Origin of the sequence: Hymenobacter arizonensis, from assembly GCF_900115775.1 — a bacterium.
Taxonomy (GTDB): domain Bacteria; phylum Bacteroidota; class Bacteroidia; order Cytophagales; family Hymenobacteraceae; genus Hymenobacter; species Hymenobacter arizonensis.
This window is the reverse complement of sequence record NZ_FOXS01000007.1, coordinates 231,613-248,364: the sequence shown is the minus strand read 5'-3', so window position 1 is coordinate 248,364 and position 16,752 is coordinate 231,613. Positions and strand designations below refer to the sequence as shown.

Here is a 16,752-nt window from a genome sequence, read left to right as displayed (position 1 = left end):
ATCAAAACCATTTTCACGATTGAGATACTACCACAGGCGAGATGCTTCGGCTGCGCTCAGCATGACGTTCTGGAAAGTCCGTCGAAAATAAAACCATGAGCTTCCAACCCATCTTCGACGCCTATTCCTGGGACGAAACCAAGGCCAGCATCTACGCCAAAACGGTAGACGACGTGGCGCGTGCTTTGGCAAGCCGGCAGCGCACGCTGGAGGACTTTAAGGCGTTGATTTCGCCGGCTGCTGCGCCGTATCTGGAGCAGATGGCGCAGCGCAGCCACCAGCTCACGCGCAAGCGGTTTGGCAACACGGTGCAGCTCTACGTGCCCCTGTACCTGAGCAACGAGTGCCAGAACATCTGCACCTACTGCGGCTTTAGCCTCGATAATAAAATTCGCCGCCGCACGCTCAGCAGCGTGGAGATGCTACAGGAAGCTGCGGTTCTCAAGCAGTGGGGCTACGACCACGTGCTGCTCGTAACCGGCGAGGCCAACCAAACCGTGGGCGTCGACTACTTAGAGCGGGCTTTGCGTACGCTGCGGCCCCATTTCGCACACCTATCGATGGAAGTGCAGCCGCTGGACCAGGTCGATTATGAGCGCCTCATTCCCGAAGGCTTGAACACGGTGCTGGTGTACCAGGAAACCTACCACCGCGACGACTACAAAAAGCACCACCCCAAGGGCAAGAAATCGAACTTCAACTACCGCCTCGACACGCCCGACCGGCTGGGCCGCGCCGGTATTCACAAAATGGGGCTGGGCGTGCTCATTGGCCTGGAGGACTGGCGGACGGACTGCTTTTTTACCGCTTTGCATCTTGACTACCTGGAGCGCACCTACTGGCAGACGAAGTACAGCTTGTCGTTTCCGCGCCTGCGGCCGGCCGAGGGGCTGCTGCAGCCCAAGGTGGAGATGAGCGACCGGGAACTGGTGCAGCTGATTTGCGCCTACCGCTTGTGGAACGAAGAAGTCGAGCTGTCGATTTCGACCCGCGAAAGCCCCACCTTTCGCGATAATGTGGTGAAGTTGGGTATCACCAGCATCAGTGCCGGTTCGAAGACGAACCCGGGCGGCTACGCGGTGGCGCCGGAGTCGTTGGAGCAGTTTGAGATTTCAGATGAGCGCAGTCCGGCCGAAATTGCGGCCATGTTGCGCCAACAGGGCTACGAACCTGTTTGGAAAGACTGGGACGCCACCCTAACCGCCCTTGCCCGATGAACCCGACCGAACCAACCTTCTCCGCTGCCGAAAATAACCGCTACAGCCGCCACCTGCTGCTGCCCGAAATCGGCCTGGCGGGCCAGCAGAAGCTGAAAGCCGCCAAGGTGCTGGTGGTGGGCTGCGGCGGATTGGGCTGCCCGGTGCTGCAGTACCTGGCCGCCGCCGGCGTGGGCACGCTGGGTCTGCTGGATTTTGACACTGTGGACGACAGCAACCTGCAACGTCAGGTGCTCTACGCCACCGCCGACGTGGGCCGCCCCAAAGCCGTGGTGGCCGCCGAAAAGCTGCAAGCGCAAAATCCCTTCATTGAGCTGCGTACGCACCAGCTGCACCTCTCGGCCGCGAATGCGTTAGAGCTGTTTGGCGGCTACGACATCGTGGTGGACTGCTCCGATAATTTCGCCACCCGCTACCTCGTCAACGACGCCTGCGTCATCCTGGGCAAGCCCCTGGTGTTCGGCGCCATCTTCAAGTTTGAGGGTCAGGTTTCGGTATTTAATTACCAAAACGGCCCCACTTACCGCTGCCTCTACCCGGAGCCGCCCGCCCCCGGCGATGCGCCCAGCTGTGCCGAAATAGGTGTTTTGGGCGTGCTGCCCGGCCTGGTGGGCACCATGCAGGCCGCCGAGGCTCTGAAGATTGTTCTGGAGCTAGGCGAGGTGCTAAGCGGCCGTCTACTGATGGTCGACGCCCTGGGCATGCGCTTCCAAACCATTCGTTTCCGGGCCGTGCCTGCCAACCAGCAGTTCACTGCGCTAGAGGCCGACTATGCTGCTTTTTGTGGCGAGGTGCCCGAAGCAGTAGCGGTCCCGCAGCGCGCGCCCGAAATCAGCGCAGATGAATTGAAAGAATGGCAGCAGAGCGGCCGGCCGCTGCAACTGCTGGACGTGCGCGAGCCGCACGAGCACGCCCGGCGCCAGATTGGCGGGCAGCTGCTGCCGCTGGGGCAGCTGGCGGAGAAGCTAGGCGAGCTGTCGACGGAGGTGCCCGTGGTGGTGCACTGTGCCAGCGGCGTGCGCAGCCAGAAGGCGGCCCAGCTGCTGCTGGCGCGGGGCTTCACCAACGTCTACTCGCTGCGTAACGGCTTAGCCGATTATTGATTGCAGCTCGCGGAAGGCAGCCACGGGGTCGGGGCTTTGCCATACGGCGCCCAGCACGGCGGCCCCCGCAAACCCGGCTTGCTGCACGGCCGGGAGGCGCGCTGCTTCTACGCCACCCAGCGCCAGCACTTGGGGCGCGTAGCCGGCACGGCGCCGCAGCTGGCCCAGGGCAGCCGTGATTTCAGTTAGCGTGAAGGCCGCCGGGTAATCGGACTTGCTCAGGCTATCGAAAATCGGACTCAGAAATACGTAGTCGTAGCGTCGGCGGTGCTGCCGAATTTCGGCCAGCGTGTGGAAGGAGGTAGACAGCGTTTGGCCCGGCTGCAGCGTGGGGCGGGGGCCCCGGTGCCGGCTGGCAGCTGTGAGGTGCACGCCGCCCAAGCCCAGCTCTGCTGCCAGCGAATGGTGCGAGTGCAGCACCAGCCGCGGGTAATGGTGCGCCGGAAGGTCGGCGAGGTAGGCAGTAACCTCTGCCCGACTCCATGTGGGTTTGCGCACGTGAAAGCGGGCCAGGCCCTGGTCGAGCAGCTCGCTAGCCAGATGGGTCTCGTTGGCCACGGCCTGCGGAGGAGAGATAAGAACAAGCCGCATGTTTTCAGGCCGGGCCTTCGGTGGGTTCGTCGGGGGCGGGCCAGTTGGCCAGCAGCTTCCGGATGTGGTCGAGCCGTAGTTGTTTGGGGGCTGCGCGCCGGGCTATGGCGGTGGCCGTCCAGTAGCGGTGGTGGGTCAGGAAGCTGGCCTGAAGCTCAAACCACGCCCGCTCATTGGCAATTAGCTGGCGCACCGTCAGCTCGTGGAAAAGGCTGGTGGAAATGGGCTCGAAATCGGGCCGTCCGAGGTAGTCGAGGTCGGCATCGCAGAGGATTTCGGCCAGGGCGCTATGGGGTTCCTGCGGGTACCGGGTAGCCATTATCAGGTCGCAAATTTGGGCGATTTGGCCGGAGCTATACCCGAAGTCGGGCAGCGTGGCGCGGGCCAGCTCGCAGCCCTGGGCTTCATGGCCCTGGTAGGCGTGCAAAAAGCCGGCATCGTGGTAGAGGGCTGCCATGCGCAGGAGCGCCAAGGCCTCGGCGTCGTCTACGCCTTCAACGGTGGCGAGCTCCATGGCCACCTCCGTCACGTCGAGGGTATGGTGCAGGCCGTGGTAGTACAGGGTGGGGGAGAGGCCACGCCGCAGGGCATTCAGGATAAAGTCTTCGGCGGCCTGGGAGTGCATGCGAGTGGGCGCGGGTGCTGCTGGGCCCGCACATTGGCAACGCAAGTAATGAAAAAATGAAGCGAAAACGGCGCCTGCCACCGGCTGTGCCTGTGCATGTGCCATCGGTTGGATTTGGGCGCCAATTATGACCAAGTCCGGCTAGCATTAGACCGCTACGGCAGGGGCAAATTTGGGCGGCGGGGCATTCTGAATAGTGGAATGGATGGGGCTTTAAAAATGATTCGCTTTAAAAATAATATATAATCTTCTGAATTTTGATAGAAAAAGAAGCTTTCGGCTTGAGATTCAGCTATCGACGGATTCATAATTATCTTGCAGTCTATTGCGGAGCTTCAAAGCTGACCAAACTGAGTGCAAACAGATGCACGGATTTGTCAATCTTTGCAATACCGAAAGCTGCGTTCGTTATGGGAACCTGGCTTTGGGTTGTAGCCCGGCACAATGGCCAGACAGGCCGGGCAGTATCTATCCTTTTTTCTGTATCTCTACCTTCATGATTTGCACAGTTGAACCTCATTTGCGAAGGTTGCGCGGAGCCGGTGCAGGGCAGAAGTGGAGCATACGGACCGGCGCAGTCTCTTTCAGTTCTTAAGCCCTGCCTCTGCTCATGAAATGGATATTGACGGTGCTGGCGGTTTGGCTGATGCATGGGCCCTTGCTGGCTCAGCATCAGTATTGGGATACGGACTACGATTTACTGCTCCGGTCGCTGCCCCAGCAGCGCACCGATACGGCCCGCCTGCGCACCCTGGTGCACCTGCTCGACCTGCACCCCACCAACCCGCAGGCCCTGCCCTTGCTCGACCAGCTGCTGGCCTTGAACCAACGCGTGCAGGCGCTCGACGAGGCCCCCTACCGCCGCTTGCGGGCGGGCATGGTGCTCTGGCCAAAGGAAAATGCCGCCGCTGCTGCTCTCGACAGCATGAAGCTGGCCATAACTGAATTTGACCGCGTAGGTCGGCCCATTCCGTGGCTGCTCACAGACCTGGTTGTGCTCTTCAATCGGCTGGGGGCCATGGAGGCGCGCAAGCAGTATTACGATGATAAGCTGGCCTTCTACCGCGTGCGCAGCAACACCGAGAACATTGCGGCGTGCTACCTCTCGCAGGGCAATTATTACCGACGCACCGGCGACTACAACCGGGCCATCAACAGCAGCCTGCGCGCGGCCGACATGGCGCTGCAGTTCAGCCGCACGCTCTACGTAAATGAGCTGCTCGTCACCGGCTCTATTTACGCCGACTGGGGCAACACCGATAAGGCCGTGCAGTACCTGAGCCAGGCCCTGGCCCTGCCCGAGTTTCGGCGGGTGCAGGGGCACAACCGGGTATTTACGTTCGTCACCCTTTCCAAGCTCTACTTGCAGCAGCGCCAGTTGCAGGCAGCCCTGCAATCGTCGGATTCGGCCCTGGCCGCCCGCCGCACCGAAGTCAGCGAAGAAGGCATGAACCAGGCGCATGCGTTGGTGCAGAAAGCGGCCGTGCTGCTGCACCTGGAGCAGCCTCAGCCCGCAGGCCAGCTGTTGCAGCGGGCTCAAAAGCTCGATGACTCATTGGATTTGGCCATGTCCGACAAGCCCGGGGAGTTCGAGCTTGATGCCACCTGGGCCCGATACTACGCGGCCCAGCGCGACTACGCCCGCGTCGAAACCCACTGGCTGCGGGCCTACCGCAAGGCCACGGCCGCCAAGCTCGACCGGCTTCGGCCCAAGTACCTGCAGCAGCTGGCCGCGTTTTATGAAGCGCGCGGCCGGCCCGCCGAGGCGCAGCGCTATTCCAGTGCCTACATCGCCCTGATGGATACGTTTAACCTCGCCCAGAATACCTTTCACGTCGCCCAGTACGAAGGCGAGCGGGTCGAGCAGGCCCAAAATGCTCAGATTAACGACCTGCGCCAGGCCCAGGCTGTGCAGGCCGAGCGGCTGCGCTTGGGCAACTTGCTGCTGCTGGGTGCCTTGGCAGTCGTAGTGCTGCTGTCGGGCCTGGGCGTGTTCATCTACCAGCAGCTGCTCATGAAGCGGCGCATGCTGGCTCAGCTGCGCCAAACCCAATCGCAGCTGGTGCAGGCCGAGAAAATGGCTTTTCTGGGCGAGCTCACGGCCGGCATTGCCCACGAGCTACAGAACCCGCTCAACTTCATGAAGAACTTTGCCGAAGTCAGCACCGACCTCGTCGACGACATGCACGGCGAGGGCCTGGCCAGTGGCCGCGCCGAGGGTCTGGAAGGCGAAATCCTGGCTGGATTGAAGCAGAACCTGCAGCAAATCAGCCAGCACGGCCAGCGCGCCTCCTCCATCATCAAAGACATGCTGGAGCACTCACGCTCCGGCACGGGCCAGCGCGTGCCCGCCGACCTCAACGCCCTGGCCGAAGAGTCGCTTACGCTGGCTTACGAAGGCTTGTGCGCCAACGACAAATCATTCAACGCAAGCCTGGTCACGAACTTTGACCCCAAGCTGGGGCTGGTGCCGGTGGTGGCGCAGGACATGAACCGGGTAGTGCTCAACTTGTGCACCAATGCCCTATACGCCGTGCGCCAGCGCCAGCAGCTGGCCCTGGTGGCGGCCGGGCAGGAGTCCGAGCCCTATTACGAACCGTCCGTGACCGTGAGCACCCGCCGAATTGCCGGGCAGGCGGTGGAAATCCGGGTGCGCGACAACGGCACGGGCATGAGTGAGGCCGTGCAAGCCAAAATATTTCAGCCGTTTTTCACCACCAAACCAGCGGGCGAGGGCACGGGCCTGGGCCTTTCGCTGAGCTACGATATTGTGACCAAGGGCCACGGCGGCACGCTCACCGTGGAAAGCCGTGAGGGCGAAGGCACCGAGTTTATTATCCGGCTGCCCAGTGATTAAGTGCCAGGATTGGACCGCTGTACCCATCAGGAGTAAAAAACATCTTGGAATAAGAGCTTTTCAGGTTGAAAATAGCGCGTTGCTGCTCATTTCGAAGTTTCTTTGTGTTGAATGAGTAGGGTTTTATTGCTTTGTCTGCTGAGTTGGGTACTGCCAATGGGTTTGTTCGCGCAAACATCGATGGCAGAATTGCGCCTCAAACTACAGTCCTACCCCCATGCGGACACGGGCCGGGTCAATCGGCTCAACGCCTTGGCCATGGAGCTGCGCAATACAGTAGCCGACGAATCGGCCGCACTGTTTCAGGAAGCCCTAACCTTGGCCCAGCAGCTCAATTACCGCGCTGGCATGGCCGAGGCCCAGTTGGGCCTCGGGTTTTACTACCGCCACCGCGGCGAGTACGACCGAGCCGAAACCTACTCTGAGCAAGCCCGGGCGGGCTTTGCACAAACGGGCAACCGCCTGGGGCAAACCCGGAGTTTGTATAACCTGTCTTCTACTTTTTCGGAGCAGGGCATGTACGACAAATCCTTGACCGCAAACCTGCGCGGCCTGGCCCTAGCCGAAGCCCAGCACGACCGGAAGTGGATGGCTTTTCTGAACACCCGGCTCGGCATCACCAGCACGCTGCTGGGCGAGTACAGCCACGCGCAACAATACCTGAGCCGGGGGCTGAAGTATGCCAGGGAATCGGGCGATTTGCTGAGTGTGGGCAACGCGCACTCCGGCTTCGGCGACCTCTACCGCGTGCAGGGCTTATGGGCGGAGGCCCAGCGCAGCTATGAAGCGGAGCTTGCCATATCGCGGCAGACAAACAACCAAGCCGGGCTGCTCTTTGAGGAAATCAACATCGGTGAGATGGCCGAGCGGCAGAAGCATTACGTGCAGGCGCTTGCTTACGCCAAGCGCAGCCTGATGAGGGCGTCCAGCCTGCAGCTGCTGGGCGAAATGCCCCGCGCAGAACTGTTGCTCTCCCGCGTGTTTTTGCACACCGGCCGGCCCGACAGCGCCCTTGTTTACGCTCGCCGAAGCCTGCTGACTTCCCAGCGCAGCGGCGCCAAAAGCCAGAGCCGCGACGCCAGCGAAGTAATGGCCCAAGCTTCGGCCAAGCTCGGGCGCTACGCCGATGCCTACCGATACGAGCAGCTGTTTAGCGCCTACAAAGACAGCCTCAATAGCAGTGACTTGCAGCGCCGGGCGGCCGTGCTGCAATACCGGGCCGAGCTAGCCAAAAAGCAAGCGGAAATCGGTCTGCTTACCAAGAACAGCCAGCTCATTCGCAAGCAAAACCGCGCCCAGCAATGGTTCCTGATTGGCGCCCTGATGAGCCTGGGAGCGGTGGCCGGCCTGAGCGTGGTGCTGTGGCGCAGCAACGGCCAGAAGCGGCGTGCCTACGCCCTGCTCAAGCAGCAGCAAGACGAGCTGCATGCCGCCCAGGGGCAGCTGGTGCAAGCCGAGAAGTGGGCCTTTGTGGGCGAGCTGTCGGCGGGCATTGCCCACGAGCTGCAAAACCCGCTCAACTTCATGAAAAACTTTGCTGAGGTGAGCGTGGCCATGCTCAGCCAGGACGGCGCCAAGCGCCCGGCCGGTCGCCTGGGAACCGCCGAGCGGGAGCAGGAAATCATGGCCGGGCTGAAGCAGAACCTGCAGCAAATCAGCCAGCACGGCCAGCGGGCCTCCTCCATCATCAACGACATGCTGGCGCACGCCCGCCTGGGCACGGGCCAGCGCGTGCCCACCGACCTCAACGCCCTGGCCGAAGAGTCGCTCATGCTGGCCTACCAGGGCCTGTGCGCCGACGACAAGACTTTCCAGGCCAAGCTGGGCCGCGATTTTGACCCCGGGCTAGATGTTGTGGAAGTAGTGGCCCAGGACATGGGCCGCACGCTGCTCAACCTCTGCACCAATGCCTTATACGCCGTGCGTCAGCGTCAGCAGCAGGCCCTGGCCGCCGGGGTGCCCTACGTGCCGGCCGTAACCGTGAGCACCTTCCAGAACTTCGACCTGTCGGTGGAAATCCGGGTGCGCGACAACGGCACGGGCATGAGCGAAGCCGTGAAGGAGAGAATCTTCCATTCCTTCTTTACCACCAAACCCATTGGCGAGGGCACCGGGCTGGGCCTGTCGCTGAGCCACGACATCGTGACCAAGGGCCACGGCGGCACGCTCACCGTGGAGAGCCGCGAGGGCGAAGGCACCGAGTTTGTTATCACTTTACCAGCTTAGCCGTGCTTCGGTTCCTTACTCTTTTACTCCTAATGCTGCTGGTTGGGACAGGCTTACGGGCGCAGCAGGTGCCCGGCGCTGCGGTGCCCGTGTTAAGCAGCGTGCCCAACACGGGCGTGGTGCTCGACCAGGGGTGGAAGTTCAGGGCCGGCGACGACCCCGCCTGGGCCCAGCCCGATTTCGACGACCGCGACTGGGCCCCCATCAACCCCAACCAACGCCCCCAACTGCTGCCCCAAGTGCAGGCTGCCCCCATTGGGTGGCTGCGGCTGCGGCTGCAAGTGCCCGATAGCCTCCGGACCCGCGCTCTGGTGCTGCTGTTTCAGCAAACCTGCGCTTCGGAAGTGTACCTCAACGGCCGGCTGCTGCACCGCTACGGCGTGGTGAACGGGGCCCCGGACAAGGTGCAGCCCGCCGGCTTCACCGCCGACCCGCTGGAGGTGCATTTCACGGGCCCCACCGAGCAGGTGCTGGCCATCCGGTTTGCGGCCTGGCCCCCGCTGGCGTGGTTCAAGGACAACATCAACTTCATGCGGGTCCGCATCACGGGCTTGCCCGGCCTGCTGCGGCGCAACGTGGAGCGGACGGTGGTGCCAGTGGCAAGCTTCGCGGCCTTTTCGCTGTTTTTGCTGCTGAGCTTGCTGCACTTGTTCTTTCTGCGCTACAACCCTGCCCAGCGGGCCAACCTCTACTTCGCCATTTATGCCGGCACCGGCGCTCTGGGGTTTCTGGGACTGTACGCTGGCTGGAGCGCCCAAGGCATGGCCGCCACCCTGGCCCTGGGGATGCTGGCCGATGTGTTCCTGCTCATGAGCTACATGTGGGCCGTGCGGGCGCTTTATGCGTTGTTCAGGTTTTCTACGGGGCGCATCTATACTGGCCTGTGGATGGCGCTTGTGGTTTGCCTAGTGCTGAGCGAGTTCACGCAGCTGACCTCGTTTTCGGTGATGACATCGTATTCCTTTGCCTTTTTTGGCTTTGTGGCCCTGGCCAGTGCTGAGCAGCTGCGGCTCACCATGCGGGCGTTGCGGCAGCGGCAGCGGGGAGCTGGCCTGATTGCAGCCGGCTTCGTGGGGGCCTTGGTGTGCGCGTTTATCTACGCCATGCTGATTATCACCAACTCCCAGATTTCCTTTCGGGTATCGTCTACGCTGGTGACTCTGATGGCCCTGTTTCCGGCTTTGGGCATCTCGCTGTTTCTGGCCCGCGAGTTTGCCTCGAACAGCGAGCTGCTGCTCGTGAAGCTGCAGCAGGTGCAAGAGCTTTCGCAGCAAGCCCTGGCTCAGCAGCAGGAAAAGCAGGCCCTTCTGGCGGCCCAAAACGAGCTGCTCGAACAGCAGGTAGCCGCCCGCACCCAAGAGGTAGCCGGCCAGCGCGACCGCGCCGAGCTGGCCCTGAGCGAGCTGAAAACTGCGCAGTCGCAGCTGGTGCAGGCCGAGAAAATGGCCTTCCTGGGCGAGCTCACGGCCGGCATTGCCCACGAGCTGCAAAACCCGCTGGCGTTCATGAAAAGCTTCGCCGAAGTCAGCTCCGAGCTGGTAGACGGCATGAGTGCCGACCCGCAGGAAGTAGGAGTTGGCGCCGGGCTGGAGGGCGAGATACTGGCCGGGCTGAAGCAGAACCTGCAGCAAATCAGCCAGCACGGGCAGCGGGCCTCGTCCATCATCAAGGGCATGCTGGAGCACTCGCGCTCGGGCACGGGCCAGCGCGTGCCCACCGACCTCAACGCCCTGGCCGACGAATCCCTCACCTTGGCATACGAAGGCTTGGAAGCCGAAGGCAAAGGCGTTGACGCGACGCTCAACAAGGCATTTGACCGCAACCTGAAACTAGTGTCCGTAGTAACCCAGGACATGGGCCGTGTATTGGTCAACCTTTGCACCAACGCGCTCTACGCCGTGCGCCAGCGCCAGCAGCAGGCCCTGGTAGCGGCCGGCGATGAATTCCAACTGCCCTACCAACCCACCGTGGCCGTAAGCACCTCGCAGATTCATGGTAAGTCGGTAGAAATCCGGGTGCGGGACAACGGCATTGGCATGGCTGCGGACGTGAAAGAAAACGTGTTCAAGCCCTTCTTCACCACCAAGCCAGCGGGCGAGGGCACGGGCCTGGGCCTTTCGCTGAGCCACGACATCGTGACCAAAGGCCACGGCGGCACGCTCACCGTGGAAAGCTGCGAGGGCGAAGGCAGCGAGTTTATTATTACCCTGCCGGCCTGAAGCGGGGCGCGGCCGCCTCTGAATGCGCCCGTGCGGAGCCGCAGGCCTGGCCCGGTGGCCAGTGCTTGGCGCTGGAAAACTAGAAGCCCGGACGCTGGCCGCGCGAAAGCCCAACATGTACGCGAGGACTTATTTATATGCCGAATAGTATCTTGGCGCCACTGCTTTGTGCCGGGCGCTAGCCGTTTTGCCGGCTACCGGCGCGGCTTAGCTGCCGGGCGGCCCCGCCTGAGTTAGCTTTCCGCAATACAGTTCGCACGCTTTTTTCTGTCTCAGCCTCTTCTCTGCAATGGCAAACTCATCCAGTTACGGTCAACTCATCATGCTGGCGGGGGTGGCCGTGCTGATAGTGCGGGTACTACGCCAATTTTTGGACCTGCCCAACCGGTTGCCGCGCTGGAACAAAGCCCTGAGCTACATCTGGGCGCCCATGGTGGCCCTGGTCCTGATTACGGCCATCTTCAAGGTGAATGGCTCAGCGCTCGCCGACGCCTACTGGCTGATTGTGCTGTTCACCGTAGCGGCCGTGCTGGTGGCCGTGCGCGACTACCGCCCGGCCCGGATGCTGCTGCTGGCGTTAGCGCCGTTTCTGCTAAATAAAACCGTTGAATTTCTGCTGTCTGATTCCGACGGGAGCCTGCCCAAGGAGTTCGACCAGGTGCTGGATACCACCCAGGGCTTTGCCATTATCTGGCTGATTACCTTCACCATCATTGCACGCAACCTAAAAAAAGCGCTGGAAAAAGAGCGGCTGCTGCGCGAAGAAGAGGAGAAAGCCAAGCGCCTTATCGAAGCCCAAAACGCCGAGCTGGAACGGCTGGTGGCCGAACGCACTTCCGCCCTCACATTTCAGGCCGAGGAACTGCGCACGGCCCTCACCGAGCTGCGCACCACCCAGGCCCAGCTGGTACAGTCCGAGAAAATGGCCAGCTTGGGCGAGCTCACGGCCGGCATTGCCCACGAGATTCAAAACCCGCTCAACTTCGTCAACAACTTCGCCGATGTGAGCGTGGAAATGCTGACCGAGCTGCGCGAAGAACAGGCCCGCCCGCAGCGCGACCCCGGGTTGGAAGCCGAGCTGCTCGACGACATTGCCCAGAATCTGCAAAAGATTCACCACCACGGGCAGCGGGCCGCCAGCATTGTGAAGGGCATGCTGGAGCACAGCCGCGCCAGCACCGGCGAGCGCCAGCCCACCAACATCAACCACCTGGCCGACGAGTACCTGCGCCTGGCCTACCAGGGCCTGCGCGCCAAAGACAAGTCCTTCAACGCGACCCTGCGCGATGATTTCGCGCCCGACCTGCCCTTGGTCGAAGCCATTGGGCCCGACCTGGGCCGGGTGCTGCTCAACCTGTTCAGCAATGCCTTTTATGCTGTGCGCCAGCGCCAATTGCAGGGTGAAGCCGGCTATGCGCCTACCGTGGCCGTGCAAACCCGCCAGCGGGGCGACCAGGTCGAGATTCGGGTGCGGGACAATGGCCTCGGGATTCCGGAAGCGGTGCGGCAAAAAATATTCCAGCCCTTCTTCACCACCAAGCCCAGCGGCGAAGGCACCGGCCTGGGCCTTTCGCTGAGCTACGATATTGTGACCCAGGGGCACAGCGGCACGCTCACCGTCACCTCCAAGGAGGGAGAATTCACGGAGTTTCTGATTAGCCTGCCTATCAAGCAAGGCAGCTAATCAATTGCAGGCTGTTCTGCCTATTTCGTGGGTGTGCTTAGTGCTGGATAGTAACTCAACTTATTATAATTTAATTGTAAAGGGTCGCTAGCAGCGAGCTAAAATCCTGTGCCATTGGCACCGGCAGGGACTGCTGCGCCTTCCAGATGCATTAGTCTGACTTACACTAACCCAGTCACCGGACTTCTTTACCGTTTTGTAAAGTAAGTTTTGCAGTAAAGCTCAACCTGACACGGCCGTCGTATTGAACTACGCACCAGCTAACAAAAGCTGGGTCTATTCAGTGGTTTGTCATTTTCCTGCGAAATACTCAACCTTATTGCCTATATATTGCAAGATTATCTCAATTTTGTGAACAACTTTGCTGCGGCAAGCATCACTTTGAAAAAACAGCGTAGCCGTTAGTCAGGTTGATACAACCAGCATGTCAGTTTGAAGCGGGCAAAGCCCGGCTCGGGCGGTTCAAGACCTGTTAGCCAGCGTGCAACGAAATACGTGCTGGCCCTTCTTTATCCAAGCCCTTAGTGAGGGCGTAGGCCTGCGCTTATAGGACGGGCTTCGACACCCAAAGCACACGCCGGTTTGCTCACGGTGGGCAGCGTCAATGACATTGTCAATGAGTTTGTTATCTGCTTGCCTAAGCTGTAATTTATTGACCATTAATACCATGCCTTTTTCTGCTTCCCACGCATTTGGCCGGCTTGTCCTAGCGATGAGCTTGTGGCTGACAGTCTGTGTGGGTGCGGAAGCAACGGCGTTGCCGGCGCCGGCCATGCCCCAAAGCCGGACCGTGGACAGTCTGCGCCAACTCCTGGCGCAGCCCCAGGCCGATACCCGGCGCGTAATACTGCTGTGCCAAATCAGCGACCAGCTCTGGACCCAGCGCACCGACTCGGCGGCCGTGTACGCCATCAAGGCGCTAACGCTGGCCCGCCGCATTGGCTACCCGCACGGCGAGGGCGAGGCCCTGAACCGTTTGGGGGCGGCCCTGCGCGAGAGTAACCTTGCCCGCTCACTGGAATTGTTTCAAGAGTCGCTGCGCATTGCCAAAGCCACCAAGGACCGTGCCTTGGAAGCCCAGAACCTGCGGAGCATCGGCATTATCTACGTGTACTTGCGCGACCGGGAGCAGGGGCTGGCCTACTACTTCCGGGCCCTGCGCCTGGGCGAGGCCCTGCGCGACGAGCGCCGCATGGTGATAGATTTGAGCAACATTGGCCTGGCCTACGACCTATTCAATGAGCTTGATTCGGCGCGCATGTACCAGGAGCGGGCCTATGCCCTGGCCCGCCGCATCCGCACGCCCACCAACTATATTCTGTACGGGCTAGGCAACGTGGCCCGGAAGGAGGGAAAAATGAAGGAGGCCCGCGCCTTCTACCGCGAAAGCATCGCCGAGTCGAACAAGGTGCGGCACCTGCGCAGCCTCAACTTTGCCAACGTGGGCATGGCCACGCTGTATCAGCAAACCGGCCGCCTCGACTCCAGCATCTACTATGCCCGCGTGGGTTGCCAGGCGGCCCAAACCAACGGCTTCCTGCGGGGCGTGCTCAACGCCAGCACGCTCCTCACCCAAAACTTCAAGGCCCGCAACCGGCCCGACAGCGCCCTAAAATATCAGAGCCTGATGCTGGTGATGAAAGACACCTTGTTTGGCCAGGAGAAGGTGATGCGGCTGCAAAGCCTGAACTACCGCGAGCAGCAGCGCGCCCAGGAAGCCGCCGCCAACGAAGCCTCCCTCAAGTCGCGCTACCGCACCTACGCCCTGGTGGGTGGCGTGATTGGCCTGCTGGCGCTCACGGCGCTGCTGGGGCGCCACGCCAGCCAACAGCAGCGCGCCAAAGAAGCCCTGGAGCAGTCATTGGCCGAGCTGAAAACGGCCCAGGACCAGCTGGTGCAGCGCGAGAAAATGGCTTTCCTGGGCGAGCTCACGGCCGGCATTGCCCACGAGCTGCAAAACCCGCTCAACTTCGTGAAGAACTTTGCCGAAGTCAGCACCGACCTGGTGGACGAAATAGCCGGCGACCACCGCGACCCCGCCCGCAACGCGGGCCTGGAACAAGAAATTCTGGCCGGGCTCAAGCAAAACCTACAGAAAATCAGCCAGCACGGCCAGCGGGCCACGTCCATCATCAAGGGCATGCTGGAGCATTCGCGCACCGGCACGGGCCAGCGCGAAGCCACCGACCTCAACGCCCTGGTGGAGGAAAGCCTGCGCCTGGCCTACCAGGGCCTGCGCACCAAGGAAAAGGACTTCACCGCGGAGCTCAGCACGGAGCTCGCGCCTGCGCTGCCCGCGGTGTCGGTGGTGCCGCAAGACTTGAGCCGCGTGCTGATTAATTTGTTTACCAACGCCTTCCATGCCGTGCAGCAGCGCCAGCGGCAGAGCCCCGACCCGGCCTACCGCCCCGCCGTGACGGTGAGCACCCAGGCCGTGCCCGGCGGGGTCGAAATCCGCATCGGCGACAACGGCACGGGCATGCCGGAGAAGGTGAAGGCCAAAATATTTCAGCCCTTCTTCACCACCAAGCCCGTAGGCGAAGGCACGGGCCTGGGCCTCTCGCTGAGCCACGACATCGTGACCACCGGGCACGGCGGCACGCTGGCCGTGGAGAGCGAGGAAGACGAGGGCACTCAATTCGTGCTGACGCTGCCCGTCTGAGCCCGCGCCGCCCTACCTTTGGCACCAGCCTAATTTCTGAAAAATCGAACATGCAAATTCTGGTTGTTGACGACGAAACCGATGTGCGCGACTTGTTTATGCAGCGCTTCCGTCGCGAAATCCGCAGTGGCGAGCTAAGCTTCAGCTTCGCCTTCTCGGGCGAAGAAGCCCTCACGTTTCTGCGCGCGCACCACTCCGAGGTGCTCATTATTCTCTCCGACATCAACATGCCCGGCATGAGCGGCCTGGAGCTGCTGAGTTACGTGAAAGAGGAGTTTGAAATGCCCCCCACCACCATGATGATGATTACGGCCTACGGCGATGACCAAAGCTACCAGCAGGCCATGGCGCTGGGAGCGAATGATTTTTTGACCAAGCCCGTGGATTTTGGGGTGCTCAAGGATAAATTGCTGCAGCTACTGCCGTAAAAAAGCAGTTGTCGGGGCAGACGGGGCGTGAGTGGCAGAAACTGATTTCCGCGCCCGCAGTCCGGCCTCTGGCAACCAACAACTACACTCTATGAAGACGAAAATTCTGGTGGTCGACGACGAGGCCGACCTCGAGCTGCTTATTAAGCAGAAGTTTCGGCGCAAAATCCGCGAAAGCGTGTACGAGTTTGTGTTCGCCAACAACGGACAGGAGGCCCTCGAACGCATTGGCGAGAACCCCGACACGGATGTGATTCTCAGCGACATCAACATGCCCGTGATGGACGGCCTCACGCTGCTCACGCACACCCACGCCCAGCACCCGGCCATGAAAACGGTCATCGTGTCGGCCTACGGCGACCTGGGCAACCTGCGCACCGCCATGAACCGCGGCGCCTTTGACTTTGTGGTGAAGCCCGTCGATTTCACCGACCTGGAGGTTACCATTGAGAAAACCGCCGACCAGGTGCGCCAGCTGCGCGACACCCTGCGCGCCATTCAGGAAAACAACATCCTCAAGATGTACGTCGACGAGACGGTGCTCAACTTCATGACGCGCCCCGACTTCGAAAACCGCCTGCTGGCCAGCGAAACCGTGGAAGCCACCGTGGTTTTTCTCGACATCTGTGGCTTTACGTCCCTGGCCGAGAAGATGGCGCCGACCGACGTAGTGAGCCTGCTCAATACCTACTTCGACCTGATGGTGAAGGAGATAATTGCCCAGGGCGGCTACGTCGACAAGTTTATGGGCGATGCCGTGATGGCCGTATTCCGCGGCGAGCACCACCTGGACCGGGCCATCGACGCGGCCCTTTCGGCGCGCTCGGCCTTGCAGGAAAGCGGCACGCCGCTGCCCGCTGGTATTGAATTCCGCCCCAAAGTCAGCATTGGGGTAAATACCGGCGAGGTGGTGTCCGGTAACATCGGCTCGGCCTCGCTCAAGCGTCTGGATTACACGGTGATTGGTGACGTGGTGAACATGTCGCAACGCCTGCAGTCGGCGGCCAAGCCAGGGCAGATTATCATCAGCGAAGCCGTGTACTTAAAGGTAAAAGAGTCGTTTCAGTGCGAGTTTGTGAGCGAGGTAACCCTCAAAAACAAGGCTAAGGCCGTGAAGATTTACGAAGTAGTGGAGTAGCC

At 61.3% G+C, this 16,752-nt stretch carries 11 protein-coding genes; 9 read left to right on the top strand and 2 right to left on the bottom strand.

Annotated elements, in window-relative coordinates; translation table 11 throughout:
• The first annotated feature begins 95 nt into the window (after positions 1-95).
• Positions 96-1,217, top strand: coding sequence for a 2-iminoacetate synthase ThiH (gene thiH, locus BMZ66_RS21200; RefSeq protein ID WP_092678152.1), 1,122 nt, complete (start codon positions 96-98; stop codon positions 1,215-1,217).
• Positions 1,214-2,320 (top strand): molybdopterin-synthase adenylyltransferase MoeB, encoded by a 1,107-nt coding sequence (moeB, locus tag BMZ66_RS21195; RefSeq protein WP_092678150.1) that lies wholly within the window; start codon positions 1,214-1,216, stop codon positions 2,318-2,320. Before thiH ends, moeB begins: the two co-directional genes overlap by 4 nt.
• On the opposite strand, the gene BMZ66_RS21190 is transcribed toward moeB, so the two are convergent.
• A complete protein-coding gene (locus tag BMZ66_RS21190) occupies positions 2,306-2,911 on the bottom strand; it encodes a thiamine phosphate synthase (RefSeq protein WP_092678148.1) in 606 nt (201 codons plus the stop codon). The genes moeB and BMZ66_RS21190 overlap by 15 nt on opposite strands.
• A gap of 4 nt (positions 2,912-2,915) precedes the next feature.
• Positions 2,916-3,536 (bottom strand): HD domain-containing protein, encoded by a 621-nt coding sequence (locus BMZ66_RS21185; RefSeq protein WP_092678146.1) that lies wholly within the window; start codon positions 3,534-3,536, stop codon positions 2,916-2,918.
• A 610-nt stretch (positions 3,537-4,146) separates the two neighbouring features.
• Between BMZ66_RS21185 and BMZ66_RS26165 the strand changes: the two genes are divergently transcribed.
• From BMZ66_RS26165 to BMZ66_RS21150, 7 genes are all read left to right on the top strand, one after another.
• Positions 4,147-6,393: an ATP-binding protein gene (locus tag BMZ66_RS26165; RefSeq protein ID WP_143080326.1), complete on the top strand. Its 2,247-nt coding sequence runs from the start codon at positions 4,147-4,149 to the stop codon at positions 6,391-6,393.
• 180 nt (positions 6,394-6,573) lie between these two features.
• The gene (locus BMZ66_RS21175) at positions 6,574-8,619 is read left to right on the top strand and encodes an ATP-binding protein (RefSeq protein WP_177204839.1); all 2,046 of its coding nucleotides are present in this window, start codon (positions 6,574-6,576) and stop codon (positions 8,617-8,619) included.
• A gap of 32 nt (positions 8,620-8,651) precedes the next feature.
• Entirely contained in the window at positions 8,652-10,838 is a 2,187-nt protein-coding gene (locus BMZ66_RS25860; protein ID WP_214607042.1) for an ATP-binding protein, read from the top strand.
• A gap of 289 nt (positions 10,839-11,127) precedes the next feature.
• Positions 11,128-12,522, top strand: a complete 1,395-nt coding sequence (locus tag BMZ66_RS21165; protein ID WP_234795195.1) for an ATP-binding protein — start codon at positions 11,128-11,130, stop codon at positions 12,520-12,522.
• Positions 12,523-13,189: 667 nt separating this feature from the next.
• Positions 13,190-15,184: a tetratricopeptide repeat-containing sensor histidine kinase gene (locus BMZ66_RS21160; RefSeq protein ID WP_234795194.1), complete on the top strand. Its 1,995-nt coding sequence runs from the start codon at positions 13,190-13,192 to the stop codon at positions 15,182-15,184.
• A gap of 50 nt (positions 15,185-15,234) precedes the next feature.
• Complete coding sequence (locus tag BMZ66_RS21155; protein WP_092678142.1) at positions 15,235-15,612, top strand: response regulator; 378 nt, start codon at positions 15,235-15,237, stop codon at positions 15,610-15,612.
• 91 nt (positions 15,613-15,703) lie between these two features.
• On the top strand, positions 15,704-16,750 hold the full coding sequence (locus BMZ66_RS21150) for an adenylate/guanylate cyclase domain-containing protein (RefSeq protein WP_092678140.1): 1,047 nt from the start codon (positions 15,704-15,706) through the stop codon (positions 16,748-16,750).
• Positions 16,751-16,752: the final 2 nt, after the last annotated feature.